23 protein-coding genes and 1 tRNA gene are annotated in these 26,398 nt (G+C 66.1%); 7 read left to right on the forward strand and 17 right to left on the reverse strand.

The genetic code is table 11. The features are described from left to right. Positions 1-109 precede the first annotated feature (109 nt). A complete protein-coding gene (locus ASG92_RS11690) occupies positions 110-3,505 on the reverse strand; it encodes a pyruvate carboxylase (protein ID WP_056628241.1) in 3,396 nt (1,131 codons plus the stop codon). Positions 3,506-3,809: 304 nt separating this feature from the next. Here ASG92_RS11690 and ASG92_RS11695 point away from each other — a divergent pair, with 304 nt between their 5' ends. Further along, positions 3,810-4,631, forward strand: coding sequence for a ParA family protein (locus ASG92_RS11695; protein WP_056628349.1), 822 nt, complete (start codon positions 3,810-3,812; stop codon positions 4,629-4,631). Positions 4,632-4,742: 111 nt separating this feature from the next. Here ASG92_RS11695 and ASG92_RS11700 read toward each other — a convergent pair whose 3' ends face one another. The 5 genes from ASG92_RS11700 to gcvH form a co-directional block, all read right to left on the reverse strand. Continuing rightward, a complete protein-coding gene (locus tag ASG92_RS11700; protein ID WP_056628244.1) occupies positions 4,743-5,339 on the reverse strand; it encodes a MerR family transcriptional regulator in 597 nt (198 codons plus the stop codon). A 243-nt stretch (positions 5,340-5,582) separates the two neighbouring features. Next, positions 5,583-6,086 (reverse strand): bifunctional nuclease family protein, encoded by a 504-nt coding sequence (locus ASG92_RS11705; RefSeq protein WP_056628245.1) that lies wholly within the window; start codon positions 6,084-6,086, stop codon positions 5,583-5,585. Next, positions 6,086-6,802, reverse strand: coding sequence for a MerR family transcriptional regulator (locus ASG92_RS11710; protein WP_056628248.1), 717 nt, complete (start codon positions 6,800-6,802; stop codon positions 6,086-6,088). The genes ASG92_RS11705 and ASG92_RS11710 overlap by 1 nt, the downstream gene beginning before the upstream one ends. 22 nt (positions 6,803-6,824) lie before the next feature. Next, positions 6,825-7,301 (reverse strand): FHA domain-containing protein, encoded by a 477-nt coding sequence (locus tag ASG92_RS11715; RefSeq protein WP_056628249.1) that lies wholly within the window; start codon positions 7,299-7,301, stop codon positions 6,825-6,827. Positions 7,302-7,433: 132 nt separating this feature from the next. Beyond that, positions 7,434-7,820, reverse strand: a complete 387-nt coding sequence (gene gcvH, locus ASG92_RS11720) for a glycine cleavage system protein GcvH (protein WP_056628252.1) — start codon at positions 7,818-7,820, stop codon at positions 7,434-7,436. Positions 7,821-7,962: 142 nt separating this feature from the next. Here gcvH and ASG92_RS11725 point away from each other — a divergent pair, with 142 nt between their 5' ends. Next, entirely contained in the window at positions 7,963-8,835 is an 873-nt protein-coding gene (locus ASG92_RS11725) for a DNA-formamidopyrimidine glycosylase family protein (protein WP_056628353.1), read from the forward strand. Between the two features lie 86 nt (positions 8,836-8,921). Here the strand turns inward: ASG92_RS11725 and ASG92_RS11730 are convergent. The 10 genes from ASG92_RS11730 to ASG92_RS11775 form a co-directional block, all read right to left on the reverse strand. After that, positions 8,922-8,998: transfer RNA gene (locus ASG92_RS11730), tRNA-Pro, on the reverse strand. A gap of 139 nt (positions 8,999-9,137) precedes the next feature. Continuing rightward, positions 9,138-10,688 carry a ribosome biogenesis GTPase Der gene (gene der / locus ASG92_RS11735; RefSeq protein ID WP_056628255.1) on the reverse strand — a complete coding sequence of 517 codons (1,551 nt, stop codon included), beginning with the start codon at positions 10,686-10,688 and terminating at the stop codon, positions 9,138-9,140. A 10-nt stretch (positions 10,689-10,698) separates the two neighbouring features. Then, positions 10,699-11,382 (reverse strand): lysophospholipid acyltransferase family protein, encoded by a 684-nt coding sequence (locus ASG92_RS11740; protein WP_157372193.1) that lies wholly within the window; start codon positions 11,380-11,382, stop codon positions 10,699-10,701. A gap of 58 nt (positions 11,383-11,440) precedes the next feature. After that, the gene (cmk, locus tag ASG92_RS11745) at positions 11,441-12,154 is read right to left on the reverse strand and encodes a (d)CMP kinase (RefSeq protein WP_056628261.1); all 714 of its coding nucleotides are present in this window, start codon (positions 12,152-12,154) and stop codon (positions 11,441-11,443) included. Then, complete coding sequence (locus tag ASG92_RS11750; RefSeq protein WP_056628264.1) at positions 12,155-13,264, reverse strand: prephenate dehydrogenase; 1,110 nt, start codon at positions 13,262-13,264, stop codon at positions 12,155-12,157. A 3-nt stretch (positions 13,265-13,267) separates the two neighbouring features. Beyond that, on the reverse strand, positions 13,268-14,476 hold the full coding sequence (locus ASG92_RS11755; protein WP_056628269.1) for a pseudouridine synthase: 1,209 nt from the start codon (positions 14,474-14,476) through the stop codon (positions 13,268-13,270). A gap of 107 nt (positions 14,477-14,583) precedes the next feature. Further along, positions 14,584-15,222 carry an SMC-Scp complex subunit ScpB gene (locus ASG92_RS11760; RefSeq protein WP_056628355.1) on the reverse strand — a complete coding sequence of 213 codons (639 nt, stop codon included), beginning with the start codon at positions 15,220-15,222 and terminating at the stop codon, positions 14,584-14,586. Positions 15,223-15,254: 32 nt separating this feature from the next. Further along, positions 15,255-16,157: a ScpA family protein gene (locus tag ASG92_RS11765; protein WP_056628273.1), complete on the reverse strand. Its 903-nt coding sequence runs from the start codon at positions 16,155-16,157 to the stop codon at positions 15,255-15,257. Positions 16,158-16,162: 5 nt separating this feature from the next. Then, positions 16,163-17,062: an AAA family ATPase gene (locus tag ASG92_RS11770; RefSeq protein ID WP_056628275.1), complete on the reverse strand. Its 900-nt coding sequence runs from the start codon at positions 17,060-17,062 to the stop codon at positions 16,163-16,165. 262 nt (positions 17,063-17,324) lie between these two features. Beyond that, a complete protein-coding gene (locus ASG92_RS11775) occupies positions 17,325-18,674 on the reverse strand; it encodes a cation:dicarboxylase symporter family transporter (RefSeq protein WP_056628280.1) in 1,350 nt (449 codons plus the stop codon). A gap of 139 nt (positions 18,675-18,813) precedes the next feature. Between ASG92_RS11775 and ASG92_RS11780 the strand changes: the two genes are divergently transcribed. Beyond that, positions 18,814-20,460, forward strand: coding sequence for a sensor histidine kinase (locus ASG92_RS11780; RefSeq protein ID WP_056628284.1), 1,647 nt, complete (start codon positions 18,814-18,816; stop codon positions 20,458-20,460). Then, a complete protein-coding gene (locus tag ASG92_RS11785; protein ID WP_056628287.1) occupies positions 20,457-21,170 on the forward strand; it encodes a response regulator in 714 nt (237 codons plus the stop codon). Before ASG92_RS11780 ends, ASG92_RS11785 begins: the two co-directional genes overlap by 4 nt. 37 nt (positions 21,171-21,207) lie before the next feature. Here ASG92_RS11785 and ASG92_RS11790 read toward each other — a convergent pair whose 3' ends face one another. Continuing rightward, a complete protein-coding gene (locus ASG92_RS11790) occupies positions 21,208-23,115 on the reverse strand; it encodes an AMP-binding protein (RefSeq protein ID WP_056628289.1) in 1,908 nt (635 codons plus the stop codon). Positions 23,116-23,288: 173 nt separating this feature from the next. Between ASG92_RS11790 and ASG92_RS11795 the strand changes: the two genes are divergently transcribed. From ASG92_RS11795 to prpB, 3 genes are read left to right on the forward strand one after another with little or no spacing between them, the layout of a single operon-like run. After that, complete coding sequence (locus ASG92_RS11795) at positions 23,289-23,930, forward strand: GntR family transcriptional regulator (RefSeq protein WP_056628292.1); 642 nt, start codon at positions 23,289-23,291, stop codon at positions 23,928-23,930. A 12-nt stretch (positions 23,931-23,942) separates the two neighbouring features. Further along, complete coding sequence (locus tag ASG92_RS11800; protein ID WP_056628295.1) at positions 23,943-25,463, forward strand: MmgE/PrpD family protein; 1,521 nt, start codon at positions 23,943-23,945, stop codon at positions 25,461-25,463. Next, positions 25,464-26,369 carry a methylisocitrate lyase gene (prpB, locus tag ASG92_RS11805; protein ID WP_056628299.1) on the forward strand — a complete coding sequence of 302 codons (906 nt, stop codon included), beginning with the start codon at positions 25,464-25,466 and terminating at the stop codon, positions 26,367-26,369. It abuts the gene before it with no gap. The last annotated feature ends 29 nt before the right edge of the window (positions 26,370-26,398 follow it).

A 26,398-nucleotide genomic window follows, 5' to 3' on the forward strand; every position in this document is an offset into this window, starting at 1 on the left:
AAGGCTGTGAGGGCGGCATTTGCCGCCCTCACAGCCTTCACTCAGGATTCCAGCCTACCGGTATGGAGTCGCGGGGAGCAGGAGCACTGCCCCGCTACGGAGCCGGCGGCTACTCAACCACGAGCAGCAGGTCCCCGCCCTGTACCTGTTCCACAGCGGAAATGGCCAGCCGCGTCACCTTGCCGCCCACCGGCGTCGTGATGGATGCCTCCATCTTCATGGCCTCAATGGTGGCAACGGTGTCGCCTGCCTTGACGGTGTCGCCCGCCTTGACGGTGACCGTCACGGCTCCGGCGAACGGGGCGGCGACTTGGCCCTGCTGGGCGGGGTCGGCCTTCTCCGCGGCTTTCACGTTGCTGACCACGGACTTGTCGCGCACCAGGACCGGCCGGGACTGGCCGTTGAGCGTGCACATGACCGAGCGCATGCCCTTCTCGTCCGGTTCCGAGACGGCCTCCAGCGAAGCGATGAGGCGGACGCCCTTCTCCAGCTGGATGACGTGCTCCTCGCCGCGCTGCAGGCCGTAGAGGTAGTCCCGCGTATCCAGGACAGAGACGTTGCCGTACGTTTCCACGCTCTTCTGGTAGTCCTTCGTGGGACCGGCAAAGAGCAGCCGGTTCAGCGTCTGCTGCCGGGTCTTCGAATCGCCGCGGAGCGCTGCGCTGTCTTCGGCGCTGAGCTCGGCGTCGCGGACCTTGATGCTCCTGCCCTGCAGGGCCTTCGTGCGGAAGGGCTCCGGCCAGCCACCGGGAGGATCGCCGAGCTCGCCGGACAGGAAGCCGATGACCGAGTCCGGGATGTCGTAGTTCTGCGGATTCTCGTTGAAGTCGGCCGGGTCGGCGTTGAGCCCCACGAGGTGCAGGGCGAGGTCGCCCACCACCTTGGAGGACGGCGTCACCTTGACCAGGCGGCCCAGGATGCGGTCCGCCGCGGTGTACATGTCCTCGATCGCCTCGAAGCGCTCGCCCAGGCCCAGGGCCATGGCCTGCTGCCGGAGGTTCGAGAGCTGCCCGCCCGGGATTTCGTGCTGGTACACGCGGCCTGTGGGGCCCGGAAGGCCGGACTCGAACGGAGCGTAGACCCGGCGCACTGCTTCCCAGTAGGGTTCCAGCGAACTGACGTTGGCGAGGCTCAGCCCGGTGTCCCGCTCGGTGTGGGCCAGCGCCGCGACCAGCGCGGAAGCCGACGGCTGGCTGGTGGTCCCGGCCAGGGACGCCGAGGCGACGTCCACGGCGTCGACGCCCGCATCAACCGCGGCGAGCAACGTGGCGAGCTGTCCGCCGGCGGTGTCGTGGGTGTGCAGGTGGACGGGGAGGTCGAACCGTTCCCGGAGCGCCGTCACGAGTTTCGCGGCGGCGGCAGGCCGCAGGAGTCCGGCCATGTCCTTGATCGCGAGGATGTGGGCTCCGGCGTCGACGATCTTCTGCGCCAGCTCCAGGTAGTAGTCCAGGGTGTAGAGCTTCTCGTCCGGGTCCAGCATGTCGGCCGTGTAGCAAAGTGCGACTTCGGCGACGGCCGTTCCGGTGGCGCGGACGGCGCGGATGGCAGGTGCCATCTGGTTGACGTCGTTCAGGGCGTCGAAGATCCGGAAGATGTCGATGCCGGTGGCGGCCGCCTCGTTCACGAACGCCTCGGTGACCTCTTCCGGGTACGGCGTGTAGCCCACCGTGTTCCGGCCGCGGAGCAGCATCTGCAGACAGATGTTCGGCAATGCCTTCCGCAGTGCCGCGAGGCGGTCCCAGGGGTCTTCGCCCAGGAAGCGCAGGGCGACGTCGTAGGTGGCGCCGCCCCAGGCCTCGACGGAGAGCAGCCCGGGCAGCAGCGAGGAGACTGCGGGGCCGGCGGCAACCAGGTCCCTGGTGCGCACGCGGGTGGCCAGCAGCGACTGGTGGGCGTCGCGGAAGGTGGTGTCGGTGACCGCCACCGCCGTCTGCTCGCGCAGGGCGCGGGCAAACCCTTCCGGTCCGAGCTCCTGCAGCCGCTGGCGTGAGCCGGCCTGCGGCTCGTGGCCGGCCACCGCGGGCAGCTTCGTGGCCGGATCGGTGTGGACCTTGAGCTCGCCGTTGGGCTTGTTGACAGTGACCTCGGCGAGCCACGTCAGCAGCTTGGTGCCGCGGTCGGCGGAAACGCGGGCCTTCAGCAGCTCGGGACGCTCGTCGATGAACGACGTTGCCACGTTGCCGGCGATGAAGTCGGCATCGTCCAGCACGGCCTGCAGGAAGGAGATGTTGGTGGACACGCCGCGGATACGGAACTCCGCCAGGGCACGGCGCGCCCTGGCCACCGCTGCGGGGTAATCCCTGCCGCGGCACGTGAGCTTCACGAGCATTGAGTCAAAGTGCGGGCTGATTTCGGCACCCGAGTAGACGGTGCCGCCGTCGAGCCTGACGCCGGCACCGCCGGCAGAGCGGTAGCCGGTGATCTTTCCGACGTCGGGGCGGAAGCCGTTGGCCGGGTCCTCGGTGGTGATGCGGCACTGCAGCGCCGCGCCCTTGAGGAAGACGGTTTCCTGGGAGAGGCCGAGGTCTGCCAGCGTTTCACCGGAGGCAATCCGCATCTGTGCCTGGACGAGGTCGACGTCGGTGACCTCTTCCGTGACGGTGTGCTCCACCTGGATGCGGGGGTTCATTTCGATGAACACGTGCTGACCGGCGCGCTCCCCCACGGTGTCCACGAGGAACTCGACCGTTCCGGCGTTGACGTAGTTGAGGGCCTTGGCGAACTTCACGGCGTCGCGGTACAGCGCCTGCCGGATGCCTTCGTCCAGGTTGGGGGCCGGAGCGATCTCGATCACCTTCTGGTGGCGCCGCTGAATGGAGCAGTCACGTTCGAAGAGGTGCATGACGTTGCCCTCGGCGTCCGCCAGGATCTGCACCTCGATGTGGCGCGGGCGCAGCACGGCCTGCTCAAGGAACATCGTGGGATCGCCGAATGCGGCGTCGGCCTCGCGCATGGCTGACTGCAGGGCTTCGGGCAGTGCATCGCGGGTGTCCACCCGGCGCATGCCGCGTCCGCCGCCGCCGGCCACGGCCTTGGCGAAGATCGGGAAGCCGATCTCGTCCGCGGCTGCGATCAGTTCGTCGAGGTCCTTCGAGGGCTGGCTGGACTTGAGGACGGGGACGCCGGCCTTGCGGGCGGCCTCCAGGGCTGCGACCTTGTTGCCGGCGAGCTCGAGGACTTCGGCCGGCGGCCCGACGAAGGTGATGCCGGCGGCTTTCGCGGCCCGGGCAAGGTCGGGGTTTTCGGAAAGGAAGCCGTAACCGGGGTAGATGGCGTCGGCCCCGGACTCCTTGGCCACGCGCACCACTTCGTCGACGTCCAGGTAGGCGCGGACGGGGTGGCCCTCTTCACCGATCAGATACGCCTCGTCGGCCTTCTGGCGGTGGATCGAGTTGCGGTCCTCGTTGGGGAACACGGCGACTGTTTTAGCGCCGAGCTCATAGCCGGCGCGGAAAGCGCGGATAGCGATTTCGCCGCGGTTGGCCACCAGAATCTTGGAAAACATACTTCTCCTGCATCATTGCGGGTGTATCGGTAAGTGGTCACAGTGTGTAAGACGGGCGCATTGAAACACAAATCATTGTGTCCACCATCACAGAATTATCCGTCATCTCGGGACCACATTCACTCCTGCGTTCCGCTGGCGCCGGAACTGCTCCGCGATGAGCCATGCCGGGCCTGATAAGGACGGATTCCGGACGGGGTCAACATATGATGAGTGGGGCGGCGGAAGCCTGTCCCCGGTTCCGGCAGTACCGGAACGGAAACTACCCCAACACGGCAACCGGCGTTAGGTATTGGTCTTTCAAGTGCAAGTAGTCAGCATCAGCAGCCTCAAAGGCGGTGTCGGCAAGACATCGGTCACAACCGGATTGGCGTCTGCGGCACTGGCCGCAGGCATTCCCACGCTCGTGGTGGACCTCGATCCGCATGCCGACGCCAGCACTGCCCTCGGAGTGCAGCCAACCGACAACCTGGATATCGGAAGGATGCTCAGGAGCCCGCGCAAGGCCCGGCTTCTTGAGAACGTCGTCCCCAGCGGCTGGATCGGGCGTGCGGAAAGCAACGGCTCCGGCCCCGCCGTGCTGGATGTGGCCGTGGGATCTGCCTACACCGGAATCTATGACCGCCCCGATCTCGGCAAAAGGGACCTGCGCAGGCTCTCCACGGTCCTGGCCGGCGCAGACAAGTATGAGCTGGTCCTGGTGGACTGCCCGCCGTCCCTGAACGGCCTGACCCGAATGGCGTGGTCGGCCAGCAACAAGGTGGCCCTGGTTGCCGAGCCGGGACTGTTTTCGGTTGCCGGCACGGAGCGCACCATGCGCGCCATCCAGCTGTTCCGGCAGGAGTTCGCCCCCAATCTTTCCCCTGCGGGCATCGTGGCCAACCGGGTCCGGACCGGATCCTCCGAGCACGCGTTCCGGCTCGCCGAAATGAAGTCCATGTTCGGTGACCTCCTGCTGGCGCCGCACATCCCGGAACAGGCCAACTGGCAGCAGATCCAGGGCGCCGCACACTCCGTGCATCATTGGCCCGGCGACTCCGCCAAGTCCGCGGCCGGCCTCTACGACACGCTGCTCGGCAATCTGATGTCGCTGAACAAGGGCAGCCGCAGCCGCAGCCACCGCTGAGGTCCGGGCTTTCCCCGGCAGGGAGCTTTCCCCGGCAGGCCGAAATGAACGAAGGCCGCCTCCCCGACGGGGAGGCGGCCTTCGCCGTGCGTGCTGGATTCCGGGGAATGCCTAGCCGATCTTGCGGGCTGCCCGGCGCTTGCTCAATTCGTCGTCGGGAAACGTCTGCTCGCTTGCGTGCTCACTGGGCAGGGACGCCAGGCTTCCTTCAACCTCGCGCCAAACCCGGCCCACGGCAATGCCAAACACGCCCTGTCCGCCCTGGACGAGGTCAATGACCTCATCTGCGGAGGTACATTCGTAGACGCTCGCGCCATCGCTCATGAGGGTGATCTGGGCCAGATCCTCCACGCCGCGCTCGCGCAGGTGTTCCACCGCGGAGCGGATCTGCTGGAGGGAGACGCCGGTGTCCAGGAGCCGTTTGACGACCTTGAGCACGAGGATGTCACGGAAGCCGTAGAGCCGCTGCGAACCCGAGCCGGCAGCGCCGCGCACGGCAGGTTCCACCAGTCCGGTGCGGGCCCAGTAGTCCAGCTGCCGGTACGTGATGCCGGCTGCCTTGCAGGCCGTGGGGCCGCGGTAGCCGGCGTCCTCGTCAAGGACGGGGAGGTCCTCAGTGAAGAGAAGGCCCTGAGCGCCGCTCGCGGGCACAGCTACGCCGGCCGTGGAGGGCTGCTTTAGCTCGCCTGCTTCGCCTTTCGGACTCACGTGGATCCTCCTTGTCATGAGCTCCCCTTGGGGAACTTGCCGCAACAGCTTCTACAGGCATGAAGATCACGCATGTAATTTGGCCGGAGTAGCACTTTCCAGTGTGACTTGCGCGGCTGTTGTACGCAATGGGAACTTGGTACCTTCGACGTTAGGCCTGCCACGGCCCAAGGTCAAAGACGTTCGGGTCATTGTTGGGGCGTGTCGAAAGATTCAGCCTCAACTTTAACCTTAACGTGACCTTCAGCCGTCGAAGTCCTCGGGTTCCACGTCATCCAGGAACTCACGGAACCTGCGCAGTTCGCGTTCTTCGTCCACGGTGGGGCCGGGCTCGGTGTCCTCGCCGTCGTCGTGTTCGGTGATCCTCACGCCGGCCTCATCCATGACGGAGTCGGCGCACCAGATGCGGCATTTCGCCCGAAGGGCAATGGCCAGGGCATCCGAAGCCCGGGAACTGACTGTGGCGCCGTTGTCGAACTGGAGCTGGCCGTAAAAGATGTTGTCTTCAACCGCCACGATGTTCACGCTGACCACGGCGTGCCCCAAGGTTTCCACGACGTCGACAAGGAGGTCATGGGTCATGGGCCGCGGCGGCACCACGCCTTGTTGCGCAAGGGCGATCGCACTTGCTTCCGGCGTGCCGATCCAGATCGGCACGTGCCGTTCACCGTGGATCTCCCGAAGCAGAACCAGAGGCTGGTTGGAGGGCAACTCGATCCGTACGCCCACAATCTCTACTTCGATCATCAGATTTCCATCCGCGAAATACGGTCCTGGACCAGCGCCCGGTGCAGTGTCAGGCAGAGGTCGCTGATTTCACGGGCTGCCTCGGCGGCCCGTGCCTGCGATGCCGCGTCCTTGCGCGACGTCAGCGTGGCAACGGCGCGTTCCACCAGGCCGAATTCCCGCTCGGCAGCCGCCTGGAAGGGGCGCAGGTGCCGGGGCTCCAGGCCGTGTCCCTCCAGTTGGACGCACGCTCGGGCCACCTGCAGGGCGTGCTCGTCGAACTTGCCGTTGGTGTGGCCGATCAGGCCGAAGCTCAGCAGGGACTGCAGGAGCGGAACGCTGGCCCCGGACTCTGCCCGCAACTGTTCCTCGCTCAGCTTGCGGGCCTTGTTCTGCAGTTCAGCGGCGAGCTCATCGGACACGATCCGCGGGGACACCGTCACGCCGGGCGGGAGGTTCTCGGGGCGTTCCCCGCGGTCTATCGCGTCAAGGTAGTCCTTGATCACCTTCAGCGGCAGGTACTGGTCCCGCTGGAGCGAGAGGACGAAGCGGAGGCGCTCGACGGCGCTGTCCGAATACTGCCGGTATCCCGCGGGCGTGCGCCGCGGATTGATGAGTCCTTTTTCCTCGAGGAACCTGATTTTGGACGCGGTCATGCTCGGAAAGTCATCGCTCAACTGAGCGAGAACTTCCCCGATGTTCAGGACCAGGGGTCCCCGGCGCTCCGGTTGTGCCATTGCCACAGGCAGCCGCTCCGAATCAGACGCGTCCTGCTGCGCGGGCAGGGCTCAGGTAGAAGGTGAGTCGGAATTTGCCGATCTGGACTTCGTTTCCGGACTTCAGTTCCACGCTGTCCACGCGGTCGTGGTTAACGTATGTGCCGTTCAGGCTGCCGGTGTCCACCACCTCAAAGCTCCGGGCCGTTCGCCGGAACTCAACGTGGCGGCGGGAAACCGTCACGTCGTCGAGGAAGATGTCGGCGTCCGGGTGCCGCCCGGCCGTGGTGACGTCGGAGTCAAGCAGGAATCGGGCACCCGAGTTTGGCCCGCTGTGGGCCACAAGCAGCGCAGAGCCGAAAGGCAACGCCTCAACCGCGGCGCGTTCCTCCGGGGAGAGCTTAGGTACGATCGTGGGCTCATCACGAACGGGAGTGAGGTTGATCGAGGTTGTCTCCGAAGCCCTGCCCACGCCCGTGCCGTAATCGCTGTTGGTGTGGTTCTGTTCGCCGCCAACCATGGAATCCTCCTCCTTCGTTGCAGATGTCCCCCTGCAATCAACGCATACCGTCCGGAAATGCCCGGCAAATCCGGTTTACCGCCTGCTGGCCAGCCATTGGATTCAATGGCCGGTCAGCGGGACTGGTTAGCTTTAGCCTACCTGCTGTTCGTACTCGGATGCACTGAGCAGGGAGTCCACTGCGTCAGCTTCGGCGAGCTTGACCTCGATGAGCCAGCCGTCGCCGTAGGGATCGGAGTTGATCAGGGCCGAATCGGTGTCCAGCGCGTCATTCCGGGCCACAATCTCGCCCGAGACCGGAGCGTAAATGTCGCTCACGCTCTTGGTGGACTCAACCTCGCCGATGACGTCGTTTGCCTTAACGGTGGTTCCGATTTCCGGCATCTGGGCGTAAACGACGTCCCCGAGTGCATCCTGGGCGAAGTCGGTGATCCCCACGCGGACCACACCGTCAGTATTCGGAGCGGACACCCATTCGTGCTCGGCGGTGTAGGACAGATCAGAGGGAATGTTGCTCATCAGGGGCCTTTCATCGGGTTTATCACCAATGTCAACGGAGGCGTAGGGAACAAGCCACCGCTGAAAGTATATGCACAACTCCACAGCCACCGGACGCGGCCGGAACGCCCAATCCGCCGTCCGGCTGTGGCAAAGTGGTGGCATGCCAGAACTACCGGAAGTGGCCGGTCTGACGTCGTTCCTCAGCGGGCGCCTGCGGGGCACAGTGCTGGAGAAGCTCCAGGTGCTGTCCGTGGCCGTGCTCAAGACGGCCGACCCGCCCTACACGGCCCTGGTGGGCCGCACCGTCACCGGCGTGGAACGCTTCGGTAAATTCATCAGCATCGACGCCGACGGGCTGCACCTCGTCTTTCACCTCGCCAGGGCGGGCTGGGTCCGGTACACGGAATCCCCCTCAGCGGCTCCGCTTCGTCCGGGAAAGGGCCCCATCGCCGCCCGGATCGGGTTCGCCGGAGCGGACGGCCATCATGTCGGCGTCGACCTGACTGAAGCCGGAACCAAGAAGAGCCTGGCGGTCTACGTGGTGGGTGATCCCCGCGACGTTCCGGGAATTGCCGGGCTGGGGCCCGATCCGCTGGACCCCGGATTCGGCCCCGGGCAGTTCGCGGAGATCCTCGCGTCCCATTCGCAGCAGATCAAGGGCGTGCTGCGGAGCCAGGGCGTCATGGCCGGCATCGGCAACGCCTACAGCGACGAAATCCTGCACGCGGCAAGAATCTCGCCATTTGCCATCGCCAGTTCGCTGGACCAGGAGAGCGTGCGGGTCCTGTACGACGCCATCCACAGTGTCCTGGGAGCGGCGGTGAAGGAGGCCACAGGCAAGGCCCCCGCCGACCTGAAGGATACGAAGCGGAACGCAATGAGCGTTCATGGCCGGACCGGCCTGCCGTGCCCGGTCTGCGGCGATACCGTGCGTGAAGTGTCCTTCGCCGACACCGCGCTCCAGTACTGCCCCACGTGCCAGACCAAGGGCAAGATCCTCGCAGACCGCAGGACCTCCCGCTTCCTCAAATAGGGCCGTTCCATGGGGGTGCCGGCGCGGCGGACTCCGGACAACAAAAAAACCCCGCCAATCCGATACCGGATTGGCGGGGTTTTCTTTGGTCGGGCTGACAGGATTTGAACCTGCGACCCCTTGACCCCCAGTCAAGTGCGCTACCAAGCTGCGCTACAGCCCGTCAGTTCTGCCGTTCTCCGCTTCAGTGAAGTTCAGAAGAATTTCACCTAAGCAGTCCGGCCGAACCACCTCCAAAAGCTTACACGATTCCGGAGGGTGCCCGTGACATTTTCACCCGCCACGGGCCCGGTGTGTCCTAATTAACGCTTCTTACCCCGTTTTTCGCGGACACGCATGTTGACTTCGATGGGCGTGCCCTCGAAACCAAACGTTTCGCGCAGCCGCCGGGTGATGAACCGGCGGTATCCCGGGTCCAGGAACCCGGTGGTGAACAGGACGAACTTCGGCGGCCGGCTGGAGGCCTGGGTGCCGAAGAGGATCCTGGGCTGCTTGCCGCCGCGGACCGGGTGCGGGTGGGCGGCCACAAGTTCGCCCAGGAAGGCGTTGAGCCGTCCGGTGGGGATGCGCTTGTCCCAGTTTTCGAGGGCGAGGTCCAGTGCGGGCACGAGGCGGTCCTTGTGCCAGCCGGTCTTGGCCGAGATGTTGACCCGCGGCGCCCACTCAACGTGCGCCAGGTCCTGCTCGATTTCGCGCTCAAGGTACCGGCGGCGTTCGTCGTCCAGCAGGTCCCACTTGTTGAACGCCAGCACCATGGCTCGTCCGGATTCGATAGCCAGCTGGAGAATGCGGACATCCTGCTCGCTGAGGACCTCGTCCACCGCGAGGAGCACGACGGCGACCTCCGCCTTTTCGAGCGCGCTCTGGGTCCGCAGGGAGGCGTAGAAGTCGGCGCCCTGGGCCATGTGCTGGCGGCGCCGGATGCCGGCCGTGTCGACGAAGCGCCAGGTACGGCCGCCCAGCTCGATGAATTCATCCACCGGGTCACGCGTCGTGCCGGCAGTGTTGTCCACCACTACGCGCTCGGAGCCGGCCAGCTTGTTCAGGAGCGATGACTTGCCTACGTTCGGGCGGCCGATCAGGGCCACACGCCGGGGGCCGCCGGAGCGTTCCAGGCCCTCGATGGTGGAGAATTCCGGCAGCGTGTCCATGACATGGTCCAGAAGGTCGGCGACGCCGCGGCCGTGCAGGGCGGACACGGGATACGGCTCGCCGAATCCCAGTCCCCAGAGCGTGGCGGAATCGGCTTCCTGGGCAAAGTCATCCACCTTGTTGGCGACCATGATGACCGGCTTCTTGCTCCTGCGCAGCATCTTCATGACGCCTTCGTCCGTGGCAGTCGCGCCCACGGCGGAGTCAACGACGAACAGTACGGCGTCGGCCAGCTCCACGGCCATTTCGGCCTGTTCCGCCACCCGGGCGTGAATGCCGCGGGCATCGTGCTCCCAGCCGCCGGTGTCCACCACGGTGAAGTTACGGCCGTTCCAGTGGGCGGAGTACATCACGCGGTCGCGGGTCACGCCCGGGGTGTCCTCCACGACGGCCTCGCGGCGGCCCAGGATGCGGTTGACAAGGGTGGACTTGCCCACGTTCGGGCGGCCGATGATGGCCAGCACGGGATCGAGCTTGACCGGACCTTCAAGATCCTCGTCGTCGTAGCGGCCGCTGAGCAGCGCTGCGTCTTCCTCGTCGAGTTCGTAGTCGTCCAGCCCGGCCCGGAGGGAGGCCGCGCGGAGCTCCGCCTCGTCATCGTCCAGGGCTGCGAGATGCTCAGCCACCTGGTCGGTGCCGGTGGGCGTGTATTCGTCTTCGCCGGCGCCCGAGAGGCCGGAGGTTTGAGTCGTATCGCTCATTGCACTTTCCTTAGTGGTGATCTGCCGGCGACCCGGCTACTGCGTTGGAACGTTCTTGCGGGAATTCCGCGTCGGGCAAAGCCTGCCCGCTCAGGTAAATGGTGTCCTGGACGTGTTTCGCCAGCGCAGCGCGGATATCCATTCCCGCCCTGTCCATTGAAGCACGCCCGGTTTCGTTGGGTTTTCGGCCTACGCTGATGGGCTCGCCGAAGCTGACGTGCAGTCTCCGGCCGGGCCGGGGTACCGTGTCCAGGTGTTCGCCGCCCTTCCGCGTGCCGAGGATGGCCACGGGGACCACCACTGCCGCGGAGTTCAGGGCGAGCCATGCCACTCCGTTGCTGATTCCGGAGGCCTTGCCGCTCCCCCGCGTGCCTTCGGGAAGAATCCCGACGCAACGGCCGGCGTCGAGCACTGCCTTGCTGAGCTGAAGCGCGGACCGGTCCCCGGCGCGGTCCACCGGAAGCTGGCCGGAAGCCCTCAGCACGCGCCCCAGGAATCCCTTGAACATCTCCTGTTTGACGAGGATGTGCATGGGGCGCGGGGATGCGCCGAACATCACCGGGCCGTCCAGTAAGCTGATGTGGTTGCCTGCGAAGATCACCGGGCCGTCGGCCGGCACGTTGGCGCGCCCCGTGACGGAGGTCCGGTAGATGACGTGGTCCAGCAACCAGCCCACGGGCCGGCTCCATCCCATGGTCCAGGCCCCGGGAACACCGCTGCCGGGAACACTGTTGCCAGCGGCGCCAGAGGCGTCACTCATGGTTGATGACCTTGGTGACAATCCGCAGCGCCGCGGCCACGGTTTCCTCGAAGTCCAGCTCCGACGAATCCAGGGTGACCACGCCGTCCGCGGCCTGGGTGAAGTTCACCACGGTTGAATCCCTGGCATCGCGCTGGATCACCTGGGCGGCCAGCTGTTCTGCGCTTTGCGTGCCGCCGAGCTGGATGCCGCGGCGGCGCAGGCGGGCTTCCTCGCTTGCGGTCAGCAGCATGCGCACCTGCGCACCGGGCACGACGACGGTGGTGATGTCCCTGCCTTCCACCACCATGCGGCGGTGGTGCTTTTCGATCAGCGCGCGCTGGCGCCGGATGAGTTCCGTCCGGGCTCCCAGCGTTGTGGCCACGGCGCTGACCGCGGAGGAGATCTCCGGTTCCCGAATGGCTTCGGTGACGTCGGCGCCGTCCACCCGCACATACTCTTCATGCGGAGTGGTGCTGATGTCGAGCGGCAGTTCTTCGGCCGCAAGCTCTACGGCCGCTGCGTCGGTGAGGTCGATGGCCCGGTCAAGGCAGAACCAGGTCAGCGCCCGGTACATGGCGCCCGTGTCCAGGTAGGCCAGGTTCAGCCGGCGGGCCACTTCCTTGCTGACGCTCGACTTTCCGGATCCGGACGGCCCGTCGATGGCGACAACGAGGGGCCGGCCCAGGCGCAGGGCAGGCAAAGTATCAATCAGTTCCTGTGTCATTTACTGCAGTACCCGCCATCCGCGGTCATTGAGGGCCTCGATCAGGAGATCGTGCCTGTTGGGGAGAACGGACAGTTCCACCATGCCGACGTTTTGGCCGGATGAATGGTCGAGCCGCAGGTCCTCCACGTTGACGCCGATCTCGCCGATCTCCGTCAGGAGCCGTGCGATCTGGCCCGGCTTGTCGTCCACCAGGACCGTCAGCCAGGAATACGCCTGCGGCGGCCCGCCGTGCTTGCCGGGGATCCGCGCCTGCCCTGCGTTGCCTTCGCTGATCAGCTGGGCCAGGTCCAGGCGGGCTCCCGGGGCAGTGGGATCCTCCAGCGTGCCGATCAGCCTGTTCAGGTCTTCGCGGACTCCGTGCAGGATGCCAACGACCTTTTCCGCGTTGGCCCCCAGGATCTGTACCCAGAGCGTGGGATCGCTGGCGGCGATGCGGGTGACGTCCCGCAGCCCGTTTCCGGAGAGGGAAAGCGCGTGCAGCGGAGTGCCCTGCAGCCGGCTGGCCAGCAGCGACGACATGACCTGGGGCAGGTGGGATACGAGCGCCACGGCTTCGTCGTGTTCGTCCGCAGTGAACTGCGAGACGACGGCGCCGAGGTCACCGGCCAGCGCACGCGCGGCCTGCAGCGCCCCCGGGGAAGACTCCTCGGAGGGGCACACCACCCAGGGCATGGATGTGAAGAGCTCGCCGCGGGCGGCGACAGGCCCGGACTTCTCGCGCCCTGCCATGGGGTGGGTCCCGACGTACCGCGCCAGGTCCACGCCCCGGCGGCGCAGTTCGTCCAGGATGGCCGCCTTGACGCTGGCGATGTCTACCACGGTGGCCTCCGGGTAGTCGGCCAGGGCACGCTCCACGACGTCCGCCGTGACGTCCGGCGGAGCCGCAACGACGACGAGTTCCGGCTGCTCCTGGCCCAGTGCCTCCAGAGGCAGGCCGGCGCCGATGTCCACGGCAACCGCCTGGTTGGTGGGCGACGGGTCCGAGAGGTACACGGCGACACCCCGGCCGCGGAGGCCGAGTCCGATGCTCGCGCCGAGCAGCCCGGTGCCGATCACGGCGACCGGGCCGTTGAGGTGCCCGCGGCCGTGCGTGCGGAAAGCAGACATGCCCTACAGCCCCACGGATGCCAGCAGGTGGCCGACTTCCTGCTTGCCGAGGTTGCGGATGCTCCCCTGGCGCTGGTCGCCCAGGCCGATGGGGCCCACCTTGACGCGCACCAGGCGCAGCACGGGGAACCCGACGGCGTCGAAAAGCCGGCGCACAATCCGGTTCTTGCCGGAGTGCAGGACAACCTCGATCAGCACGTGGCCCGGTGTGGAGTCCACCAGTTTGAACGAGTCCACCGAGGCGAACCCGTCCTCGAGTTCAACGCCGGCCTTCAACTGCGCGCCGATTCCCTGCGGGAACGGCCCCCGGACCTGGACCAGGTACGTCTTGGGAACCTCGTAGGAAGGGTGCGTCAGGCGGTTGGCCAGTTCGCCGTCGTTCGTCAGCAGCAGCAGGCCCTCGGTGGCGACGTCCAGGCGGCCGACGTGGAAGAGCCGCTCACCATGCGTGTTGCGGACAAAGTCGCTGATGCAGGGACGCCCGTCCGGGTCCTCCATGGTGGACACGACGCCCTTGGGCTTGTTGAAGACCATGTACACGAGGGACTCATCCAGCTGGATGCGGAGGCCGTCCACGTGGATAACGGATGTCTTGGGATCGACGCGGACACCAAGCTCGGTGACTACCTGGCCGTCGACTTCCACGCGGCCTTCGGCGATCATTTCTTCGCAGACGCGCCGGGAAGCAACTCCGGCCTGGGCCATGACCTTCTGCAGGCGTACGCCGTCGGCGTCGTGCAGTTCGGACTGCGGCACGGGCCCGCTGGGGCCGCGCTTGCGCGAAGGCTTGCGGACGGCGCCGAGGTTCTGGCCGAACCGTTCGCCGCCGAACGCGCGCGTACCGAAGGTCTTGGCCGCGGCGGAGCGCGGCTTGGCCTTGGGCGCGCCGGGAGTGCCGGGCGCCTTTCCTGCCCCCGGCTTGCGGGCTCCGGGCTTCCGGGCTGCCGGCTTGGCACCGGACTTCCAGTCGCCCGCGGCAGGCCGGCCCGCCTGCGCGGCGGCTGCTTCGTCGGGATCGATGAAGCGCTCCTCGCGCGGCTTGGGCGCCTTGTACGGGCGGTCGCCGCCCTTGGAGAAGTCCCGCTGGCCGGCGCCAAATCCGCCGCCCCGGGGGCTGGGGGCACCGCGTCCTGCGCTGCCCGCTGACTTTCGTTCCGGACCTTTACGTCCTGAACTGTTACGTGGTGAACCCTGGCGTCCCGCCTGTGTCATGACCCGTCCTTCGTTATGTTGACCGGCAACGGTTGTCCTAGGACAACACTAGCCAGCCGTGCAGATTAAATCTGCCCTGGTAAATACTGTTGCGCAGGCAAAACTGCCTACATTCTTCCGGCGTCGTAGAACTCTTCAATTCCTTCAAGCCCCGGAAGGTGCGGAGAAAGCTGAGGCAACTCAGCCACCGAGCCGATTCCCATGCGCTCAAGGAAATACGACGTCGTGCGGTACAGGACAGCGCCTGACTCCGGCTCAGTTCCGGTGTCCTCGATCAGCCCCCGCTGGGTCAGCGTCCGCACGACAGAGTCAACGTTGACTCCGCGAATTGCAGACACCCCCGCCCTGGAAACGGGCTGACGGTACGCGATGACGGCGAGCGTCTCGAGCGCCGCCTGCGTCAGCCTGGCCGTCTGTCCCTCCAGGACGAACGCACCGACGACGTCAGCGAATTCAGCCCTGGAGTAGATGCGCCAGCCGCCGGCGACATTCCGCAATTCAAAACCCCGGGGGCTGGAGGTGAAGCCAGCGTTACTGGCAATTTCCATATCCGGGGCTTTAACAGTATAGCCGTCATACTCGCGCTGCAGTTCCAGCAGCAACTCCTCCACGGCGGCCACGGTCAGATTGAGTCCGGCGGCGAGGTCCGTTGCTGATGCAGGCTGGTCCAGCACCATCAGCACGGCCTCAAGGGCAGCCCGTGCTCCGCCGGGCAACGCCGTGACGTCGGCGCCGCCGCTACCCATGTCATCCGACGACGGTTCCTGCACGGCTTTCCTCACGGCTGCTCCTCATATTCTTCTGTCAGGTGGTCGCTGCTCCACTCGGCGCCGGGCGCCGTCCAGCGGACGGTGAGGTCGCCCAGCGGCGCAAGCTGGTTGAAAGCCACCACCTGGTCCCGGAACAGCTCAAGCAACGCCAGGAATCGGGCAACCACCACCAGCGTGGATTCCGCATCTGCAATCAGCGCGCGGAACGACAGCGGCCTGCCCTGCTGCAGGCGCAGTCCGATCAGCTCCGCCTGTTCCTTGACGCTGACGGGACTGCCGTGGAGGTGGGCCAGCCCCACTTCCGTGGGCGCGGGCGTCTTGGGTTTCAGTGCAGTCTCGGCGAGGGCAGCGAACTGCTGCGGCGTGTGCTTCCAGACGAGCTCCGGCAGCATGGCCGCAAAATGCTCTTCCAGCGCCACCTGCCTCGGGTACCGCCGGGCCTCCAGCTCGAGCGTGGAATCCAGCAGGGCGGCCACCTGCTTGAACGCCTTGTACTGCAGCAGCCGCGCAAAGAGCAGGTCCCGCGCCTCCAGCAGGGCGATGTCGTCATCGTCCTCGACCTCACCTGCCGGAAGCAGGCGTGCGGCCTTCAGATCCAGCAGGGTGGCAGCGATGACGAGGAACTCGCTGGCTTCATCGAGCGCCCACTCCTCCCCCAGTTTCTGCAGGTTCCGGATGTACTTGATGAACTCATCGGTCACCGTGGCCAGTGCCACCTCGGTGATGTCCAGCTGGTGCTTGGAGATCAGGCCGAGAAGGAGGTCGAACGGACCGGTGAAGTTGGCCAGCCGCACCTCAAAGCCGGACTTCCTGGCCTCCGGTGGATTAACCGCCTCCGGCGGGGCTCCGCCGTCGTCCGCGTCCGACTGCTGACCGCGCTGCGCGAGCGGCGTTGCCGACTCAGCCGTCATCCAGGCTAGGGCGCGCCGCCGCGCGAGATGAGTTCCTTGGCGAGGCGGCGGTAGGCGTCGGCGCCGATGTGGTTGCCGGCGTAGATGGTGATCGGTTCGGCGGCCACGGTGGCATCGGCGAACTTGATGGAACGCTTGATGACGGTCTCGAAGACTTTGTCGCCGAAGGCCTCGACGAGGCGCGTGATGACCTCACGGCTGTGGAGGGTGCGGGCGTCGTACATGGTGGCGAGCACGCCGTCCACCTGCAGCCGCGGGTTGAGGCGGTCCTGGACTTTGTCGATGGTCTCGACCAGGAGGGCCACGGCCCGCAACGCGAAGAATTCGCAGATCAGCGGGATGATCACGCCGTGGGCGGCCGTCAGGGCGTTGACGGTGAGCAGCCCGAGGGACGGCTGGCAGTCGATGAGGACGACGTCGTAATCGTCTTCAACCTTTTTCAGCGCCCGGTCGAGCACCTGTTCGCGGGCAACCTCGTTGACCAGCTGGACCTCGGCAGCGGAAAGGTCGATGTTGGCGGGCAGGAGGTCAACGTTGTCCACGCCGGTCTGGTGGATGGCGTCGCGGATGTCCACCTTGCGGTCCATGAGGACGTTGTAGACAGTCAGGTCGAGTTCGTGGGGGTTGACTCCCAGCCCGGCGGACAATGCGCCCTGGGGGTCGAAGTCCACCAGGAGCACGCGGCGGCCATATTCTGCCAGCGCAGCCGCGAGATTGATGGTTGACGTGGTCTTACCCACGCCGCCCTTCTGGTTGACCATGGCAATCACGCGGGCCGGTCCATGGGAGGACAGCGGCGCGGGCTCCGGAAATTCGCGGTAGGGACGTCCTGTGGGACCCATCACGGCGTCTTCCAGGTCGAGTTCCGTGCCTTCCAGAGTTGCTGAACCCTGTTCGCTGCTCACGTATCTATCCACACTTTCGATGACGGTGATTGTTCTCTGCCGCTGAATGCCCGGGCCGCTATCTGCCCGGCGCCCATGCTGCTTCCACCCAAGGCTACAGCGCCCGACACGGCATTCCGTGGAACTTGACTTTTGATGGCGTTTGAGCCTTGACCTTTTACCTGAGGTCGAAGGTTGGTCTTCCGCCCACGCAAACCGCCCGCACAGGCTGGGCCTGTACGGGCGGTTGGCCGGCGCCGGAGCGCCTTTGGTATTCGGGACTTTAGGCGTTGGCCGGAACGGGCTGCACCGGGGCCTCGCGGACCTCGGGGACCTCGTGGTGGCCGGCGATCATGGTCTGCTCGTCGAAGGGTTCTTCGCCGGACAGGACGCGCCCGACCTGCTCGCCGTCGATCTCCTTGACCCAGGTGCCGATCAGGACCGTGGCCACGGCGTTTCCGGTGAAGTTGGTCAGGGCGCGGGCCTCGGACATAAAGCGGTCGATGCCGACGATCATGCCCACGCCGCCCAGCAGCTGGGGCGCATGGGCCTGGAGGCCGGCGGCCAGCGTGGCGAGGCCTGCACCGGTGACACCGGCGGCGCCCTTGGAGGCGATGATCATGAAGATCAGCAGGGAGATCTGGGCGCCGAGGTCCAGCGGGGTTCCCATGGCGTTGGCCACGAACAGCGACGCCATGGTCAGGTAGATGGCGGTGCCGTCGAGGTTGAACGAGTATCCCGTGGGGACCGTGACGCCGACGACCGGCTTGGAGACACCCAGGTGCTCCATCTTGGCGATCAGGCGGGGCAGCGCGGCCTCGGAGGAGGAGGTGGAGAAGATCAGCAGGTATTCACGGGCCAGGTACTTCATGAGCTTGAAGATGTTCACGCCGGCCACCACCTGCAGCAGGCCGCCGAGGATCACGACGATGAAGAGTGCGCAGGTGATGTAGAAGGCGACCATCAGGGTGAACATGCTCACGATTGCCTGGAAGCCGGTGGCACCGACAACGGCCGCGATGGCACCGAAAGCACCCACCGGGGCGAGCCACATGATCATGATGAGGATCCGGAAGACGACCGCCTGGCCGTGGCCGATGGCCTTGAGGACGGGGGCGCCCTGCGGACCCATCTTCTGCAGAGCGAAGCCTAGGAGGATGGCGGCAAGGAGGGTGGGGAGCACTGGAATGTCGCCGGGAATGATGCCCAGGAGGAAGTCAACGGTGCTGTCCGTGGCGGCCTTCTTGTTGGGATCGTACGGCGCCAGCTTCAGGCCCTCACCGGGGTGGATGAGGTTGCCGACCACGAGGCCGATGGCGAGCGCGAAGGTCGACATGAGGACGAAGTAACCGAGGGCCAGGCCGCCCACCTTGCCGACGGTTGCAGCCTTGGCGATGGAGCCGATACCCAAAACGATGGTGCAGAAGATGATCGGGGCGATCATCATCTTGATGAGCTTGATAAACCCGTCTCCCAGCGGTTTGAGGGACTTGCCGACCTCAGGGAACAGCAGTCCGACCACTGCGCCCAGGATAACGGCGGCGATGACGGCGATGTAAAGATAGTGGGACTTGTCCAGCCCTTTGCGCCCGGCCTTGGCCGGTACAGCCGACTCTCCTCGTTGAGAAGCCATGATGTGTCTCCTTATGGATAATCTGGAAGACGCTTCGGCACAGTCTCTGGGCTCTTCGCGTCGGTCCTTTGTGATTTCCATCATTAGGCATGGAGTGACTTGGCTCACCGTTGCGTTCATATTGGTCATAGGAGGTGTTGTGATCCACCGTTGGAGCATTGCCAGGCGGCTGTTCGTGGCGAACCTTCTGTTCGTGCTGGCGCTCACCGCAGTCGTGGGAACGGCCGCATTCCTGGACGCCCGGGACCGCACGTATGACGAGGCCGGACGCCGGATGGCCGCCGTGGCTATCTCCATTGCCGACAACCCGCTGGTGCTCCAGGCCGCGGCCTCCCGTGATCCCTCGGCCACGCTCCAGCCCTATGCGCTCCGAGTGATGAATGACGCCGACGCCGACTTCATCACCATCATGGCGCCGGACCGGACACGCTGGACACACCCCCGGAACGAGGAGATTGGCCAGCCGTACATCGGCTCAATCTCCGCTGCCCTTGAGGGGCACGTGTTCACTGAAATCACGGCCGGAACCCTTGGCCCCTCTGTGCGCACCATCGCTCCGGTCAAGGACGCGAACGGCTCGGTGAAAGCGCTGGTCGCCGCCGGCGTCACTGTCAGAAACGTTGACGTGGCGGTAGCCGGCAGGATTCCGGCCCTGCTGGCCATCGCGGGCGCCCTCCTGCTGGGCGGATGGCTGACGTCATGGCTCCTCGGACGCTATCTCCGTAGGGTAACGCGCGGCTGGGGACCCGAGCAGCTGGCGCAGCTCTTTGCGTACTACGAATCCGTGCTCCACTCGGTCCGCGAAGGCGTCATACTGATCGATCCCAAGGGAAGAGTGGTGATGTACAACGACCAGGCGGCTGAACTGCTGGGGCTCGCGCCGCACTCGGGCGGCGATCAGTCGGACACTCCTTTCCTCGCGGACCTCCCGTTGGCGCCAAGCCTCAAAAGCCTCTTCGAGTCGGGCCGCACGGCCCACGATGAGATCCATCTGACCGACTCCGGCGTTCTCGTCGTGAACCAGGGCCCGGCGGTGGGTCCGGACTCCCCTCCCGTGCGGCAGCGCCCGGCTGTTTTCGGAACAGTGGCCACGATCCGTGACCGCACCGAAATCGAGTCCCTGGGAAGCGAGCTCGAAACCATGCGAACGCTGTCCGGCGCGCTGCGGGCCCAGACCCACGAGCACGCGAACCGGCTCCACACCATGGTTTCTCTCCTCGAGCTCGGCCGCACCGGAGAGGCCCTCGACTTCGCTACCAAGGATCTCGAGCTGAGCCAGCAGCTGACGGATGACATGCTGAACTCCGTGCAGGAACCCGTCATCAGCGCGCTCATCATGGGCAAAGCCGCTGAGGCCCATGAGCGGGGCGTGGAACTTGTCATCGAAGCGTCCGGGCCGACGGGTGCCGCCGGCCTCGCCGTGCAGGACCTCGTCACGATCCTCGGCAACCTGCTGGACAACGCGATCGACGCCGCCGCCGAGGCTCCTGCCCCCAGGCGCGTGGAGCTGAGGGTGGATTCACACGACGGCGGACTGGAGGTCACCGTGCAGGATTCCGGAAAGGGCATTGAACCGGATGCCATCGACGACGTTTTCCGGTATGGCTTCAGCACGAAGGCCGCCGGGCCCTTCGGCCGCGGCCTCGGACTGGCGCTCGTGAAGCAGGCAGTTCAGCGGCTGGCCGGTACGATGACGATCACCAATTCCGACAGCACCGGCGGGGCACGCTTCCACATTGTGCTGCCCGCGTCGGACCCGCCCAGCCTCCCGGAGGAACACGCGTGACAGACATCCGAGTCCTCGTCGTCGAGGACGAGCCGATTGCTTCGGCGGCCCATGCCGCGTACGTCGGCAGGCTGGAGGGGTTCACCCTGGCGGGCACCGCTCCCGACGGACAGTCTGCGCTGCGGATGCTTACGGAATTCGCCGCTGCCGGCAGCCCGGTGGAACTGGTGCTCCTGGACATGAACCTCCCGGACCTGCACGGGCTCGATATCGCGCGCCGGATGCGCTCCTCCGGCCACTTTGCCGACATCATCGCCATCACGGCAGTCAGGGAGCTCGCGATCGTCCGCAACGCCGTGTCAATCGGCGTGGTGCAGTACCTCATCAAGCCATTTACGTTTGCCACGTTCGCGGACAAGCTGGACAGCTACCGCCAGTTCCGCGAGCAGCTTGCCAGCCCCGAGGCGGGCTCGGCCAAGGCCGCCGCCTCCCAGAGCGACGTCGACCAGGCTTTTGCCAGCCTCAGGGCGCCATCGGAGCTTCCCCTTCCGAAAGGCCTCGCACCCTCGACCCTCGACGCCGTCCGCGATTTCATTCGGAAGCAGCCGGGGGCGGTCTCAGCTACAGAGGTCATGACGGCACTGGGCATGTCCCGCGTGACGGCCCGGCGCTACCTGGAGTATCTGGCCGACGCCGGCACCGTCTCCAGAACCGCCCGCTACGGCGCACCGGGGCGCCCCGAGAACGAATACCGCTGGTCCCGCGCCTGAGGCAGTGCCGCTGATCGCGCCTGAGGTTTCGACTAGCTCAACCAGCGCCGCCGGCAGCCGCCGGACGCAGGGTTCCGATCAGCCGGTCGAGCACGTCGGCATCCTCAATGGTGGACGGCACCACATAATCATCGCCGTCCGCAATTTGCCGCATCGTCTTTCGAAGGATCTTCCCGGACCTGGTCTTGGGCAGCGCCTCCACCACGGCAACGTGCTTGAAATCGGCCACCGCCCCGATGTCCCGCCGGACCAGGGCGATAAGCTCCCGCGCCAGCGCGTCCTCCGGCACGTCAACTCCGGCCTTGAGCACCACATAGCCGCTGGCACGCTGGCCCTTCAGGGGGTCCGCCACGCCGATGACGGCGCACTCCGCCACTGCCGGGTGCTGCCCGATGACCTGCTCCATCGATCCCGTGGACAGCCGGTGTCCGGCAACGTTGATGACGTCGTCGGTGCGCCCCATCACGAAGACATAGCCGGCCTCGTCCCGGTATCCGGAGTCACCGGTGGTGTAGCAGCCCTCAAACGCCAGGAGGTAGGAGGAGACATACCGGTCATCGTCTCCCCATAGCGTGGTGAGGGTCCCCGGCGGCAGCGGAAGGCCCAGCACGATGTTGCCTTCCACGCCAGCCTCCACCACTTCGCCGCCGGCATCCACGATGCTGAGGTTGAAGCCGGGCATCGGCACCGTGGGTGAGCCGGGCTTGATGGGAAGGGCATCCAAGCCCCGGGGGTTGGCGCAAATCGCCCAGCCTGTTTCGGTCTGCCACCAGTGGTCCACGACCGGGACGCCCAGCGCTTCCGCGGCCCAGTAGTAGGTGTCGGTGTCCAGCCGCTCACCGGCGACGAAGAGCGTCTTGAGGCTGGAGGTGTCGTAGCCGGGCAGTAGGGCGGCATCGGGATCCGCTTTGCGGATGGCACGCAGTGCAGTCGGCGCGGTAAACAGAACGTCGACTTTGTGGTCACCGATGACACGCCAGAAAGCCCCGGCGTCGGGCGTGCCTACGGGCTTGCCCTCGTACAGCACGGTGGTGGCCCCGGCAATGAGGGGACCGTACACGATGTAGGAATGGCCCACCACCCACCCGACGTCGGACGCGGTCCACATCACGTCCCCCGGGCCGACGCCGTAGATGTTTTCCATGGTCCAGCTCAGGGCCACCGCGTGCCCGCCGTTGTCGCGGACCACCCCCTTGGGGCTCCCCGTGGTGCCGGACGTGTACAGGATGTAGAGCGGATCCGTGGCGGCGACGCCGACCGGCGCTGCCGGTTCGGCCCGGGCCATTTCGTCATCCCAGTCCAGCCACCCGGCAAAGTCGGTGCGCCGCGCGTCGAAGCCGTCCCGTTCCTTGACCAGGACCGGGGTGCCTTCCGCGCCTGCGAGCGCCAGGGCTTCCGCCACCGCAGGCAGGTACTCGACGCGGCGTGACGGCTCTATTCCGCCGGAAGCGGTTACGACGGCCACGGGGGAAGCATCCTTGATGCGGGCGGCCAGTTCCTTGGGGGCGAATCCGCCAAATACCACGGAATGGACTGCCCCCAGCCGGGCCGCTGCGAGCATGGCAATGGCGGCCTCCGGAATCATGGGCATGTAGATCACCACGCGGTCCCCCTTGCCCACGCCGCGCGCCCTCAGGACGCCGGCGAACCTGGCCACGAGGTCGGTGAGCTCGGCGTAGCTGTATCGCCGCTGGCTGCCCATCACGGCGGAGTCATAGATGAGTGCGTCCTGGTCCCCGCGGCCGGCCAGGACATGGCGGTCCAGCGCGTTGAAGGCAGTGTTGAGGACGCCGTCCGGGTACCAGCCGTAAAGCGGTGCGCGGGTGCTGTCCACCGCCTGGTGCGGGGCCTGCGACCAGGACACCCGCTCGGCCGCCTCCAGCCAGAATCCGTCGGGATCGGCGAGGCTTCGGTCATAGGCGGCGCGGTAGCTGTTGGTGACCATGAAAATTTCCTGTCCACTACGTTGTGTTGCGGCCCATGCTATCCCCGGCGGCGGGTCGCAAACAAGGGTTGTGTATACACAGCGCGATGATTTCCGGCTATTTTCCCCCAATAGCTGGGCTGAACGGGGATTTCTGTATACACTGATTGCGACTACCAACGAAGGGAGGCGAGATGCGCGCCAGCGACAGGGCGTATGCGGCACTACGCGACGACATCATTGAGTGGCGCCTCCGCCCCGGTACCGTCCTGGCCGAAGTGGAACAGTCCGAGCGGCTGGGGATTTCCCGGACGCCCCTCCGCGAAGCCTTGAGCAGGCTAACGGCCGAAGGACTCACGACGACGGCCGGCAGCCGCGGCGTCGTCGTCACCGACATCTCGCTGGAGGACATCGACGAACTGTTCGAGCTCCGTGAAACGCTCGAAGGAAAAGCTGCCGCACTGGCCGCCGAGCGCGGTGACGCCGCGGTTTTTCTGCAGCTGCAGGGCGAGTTGCTCGAGGCGCCGGCCCTCATCAGCGCCGCTGATCCGGCCCGCCACGATTACTACGAGCTCGTGGGCCGGCTCGATTCGGCGATCGATGCCGCCATCTCCAACTCCTACCTGGCGCAGGCCATGCGGAGCCTGCGGGTGCACCTGGTCCGGGTCCGCCGGCTGGCCGCCGACGACCACGCGCGGCTAACGGCCGCCGCTGCCGAACACGCCGCCATCGCCGAGGCGATAGCGGCCGGCAACCCGCGGCTGGCCCAGGCCGCCACCACCATGCACCTGCACCGCAGCCTTTCCCACGTCAAAGCCACCCATAAACCTCATTAGCAAGGAGCCCCCATGGTTAAGGAACACCACGTCCGCGTGTACAAGAGCGAGGAAAACCTCCCCCGCGAGGACCAGCTCGCCCACAAGATCGCCGTGGTGGCGGCCGACCCCGTGGCAGTCACGGATGACGTCACCGATATGGTGATCAACCGCATCATCGACAACGCCTCCGTAGCCATTGCCTCGCTGAACCGCGCCCCGATCATCGCCGCGCGGGCACAGGCCCTCACCCATGGCCCCTCGACCAACGGCAAGGGCTCGAAGGTCTTCGGCATCGGCGAGCGCGTTTCCCCCGAATGGGCCGCGTGGGCCAACGGAGTGGCGGTCCGCGAGCTGGACTACCACGACACCTTCCTGGCTGCCGACTACTCCCACCCCGGCGACAACATCCCGCCCATCCTGGCCGTGGCACAGCACGTGGGCTCCAGCGGAGCGGACCTCATCCGCGGCATCGCCACCGGCTATGAGATCCAGGTCAACCTGGTCAAGGCGATCTGCCTGCACAAGCACAAGATTGACCACGTGGCGCACCTCGGTCCGTCCGCCGCCGCCGGCATCGGCACACTGCTGGGGCTCGACGTCGAAACGATCTTCCAGTCGGTGGGGCAGGCACTGCACACCACCACGGCAACCCGTCAGTCCCGGAAGGGTGAGATCTCCACGTGGAAGGCGCACGCACCCGCGTTTGCCGGCAAGATGGCCGTCGAAGCGGTTGACCGGTCCATGCGCGGCCAGACGTCCCCGGTGCCGATCTATGAGGGCGAAGACGGTGTGATCGCCTGGATGCTCGACGGCCCGGACGCCTCCTACATGGTTCCGCTTCCTGAAGCCGGCGAGGCCAAGCGCGCCATCCTGGACACCTACACCAAGGAACACTCCGCCGAGTACCAGGCCCAGGCCTGGATCGACCTGGCCCGGAAGCTCCACAAGGAGCACCCGGAAGCCACAGACCCGGCCAACGTGAAGTCCGTGCTGATCAGGACGAGCCACCACACGCACTATGTGATCGGCTCCGGAGCGAACGATCCGCAGAAGTACAGCCCCACCGCCAGCCGCGAAACCCTGGACCACTCCATCCCCTACATCTTCTCCGTGGCCCTGCAGGACGGCTCATGGCACCACGTGGATTCCTACTCCCCCGAACGCGCCGGCCGCCCGGACACCGTGGAGCTGTGGCAGAAGGTTTCCACGGTGGAAGATCCGGAGTGGACCCGCCGCTATCACTCCCCGGACATCTCCGAGAAGGCATTCGGCGGCTCCGTGGAGATCACGCTGGCCGACGGCACCGTCATCACCGACGAGATTGCCGTGGCGGACGCCCATCCGCTGGGCGCCCGGCCGTTCGCCCGCGAGCAGTACGTGAACAAGTTCCGCACGCTCGCAGCCGGACTGGTCGAAGAGGAAGAAATAGACCGGTTCCTCAACGCCGCTGCCCGGCTTCCGCAGCTGGCCGCCGGCGAGCTTGACCAGCTGAACATCACCGCCGCACCCGGCGTCATCGACTTCGCCGCCGCGCCCAAGGGGCTGTTCTAGATGCTGTATTCCAAGACCACTCCGGAGCAGAAACGCATCCGCTTCCGTGAACTGCTCGCGTCCGGGACCATCCAGCAGTTCCCGGGAGCCTTCAATCCGCTCTCGGCCCGGCTGATCGAGGAGAAGGGTTTCGCCGGCGTCTACATTTCCGGCGCTGTGCTGGCGAACGACCTGGGCCTGCCGGACATCGGCCTCACCACCCTTACCGAAGTGGCCACCCGCGCCGGGCAGATCGCCCGCATGACCGATCTGCCGTCCATCGTGGATGCCGATACCGGCTTCGGCGAGCCCATGAATGTGGCCCGGAGCGTCCAGGAACTGGAGAACGCCGGCCTGGCCGGCTGCCACATCGAGGACCAGTTCAACCCGAAGCGCTGCGGCCACCTGGACGGCAAGAACGTGGTGGACCTCGACACCGCCACGAAACGGATCCGGGCCGCGGCCGACGCACGCCGCGATCCGAACTTCCTGATCATGGCCCGCACGGACATCCGTGCGGTGGACGGGCTGGAAGCAGCGCAGGAACGGGCGAAGGCCCTGGTGGAGGCCGGCGCCGACGCCATTTTCCCCGAAGCGATGAAGGACCTCAGCGAATTCCAGGCCATCCGGGACGTGGTTGATGTGCCGATCCTGGCCAACATGACCGAATTCGGCAAGAGCGCCCTGTTCACGGCGGACCAGCTGCAGGGAGTGGGCGTGAACATGGTGATATATCCCGTGACCCTGCTCCGTAGTGCCATGGGCGCTGCGGAGCGTACGCTGGAATCGATTAAGGCTGACGGAACCCAGGAGGCACAGGTAGGGAGCATGCTGACCCGCGCGCGGCTGTATGACCTCGTGGATTATGAGGCCTACAACCGCTTTGACACCGGCGTCTTCAACTTCCGGATCCCCGGAACCCACTGACGCGCATTCCACCCAGGATCACCGGCCGC

Source organism: Arthrobacter sp. Soil736 (genome assembly GCF_001428005.1).
GTDB lineage: Bacteria > Actinomycetota > Actinomycetes > Actinomycetales > Micrococcaceae > Arthrobacter.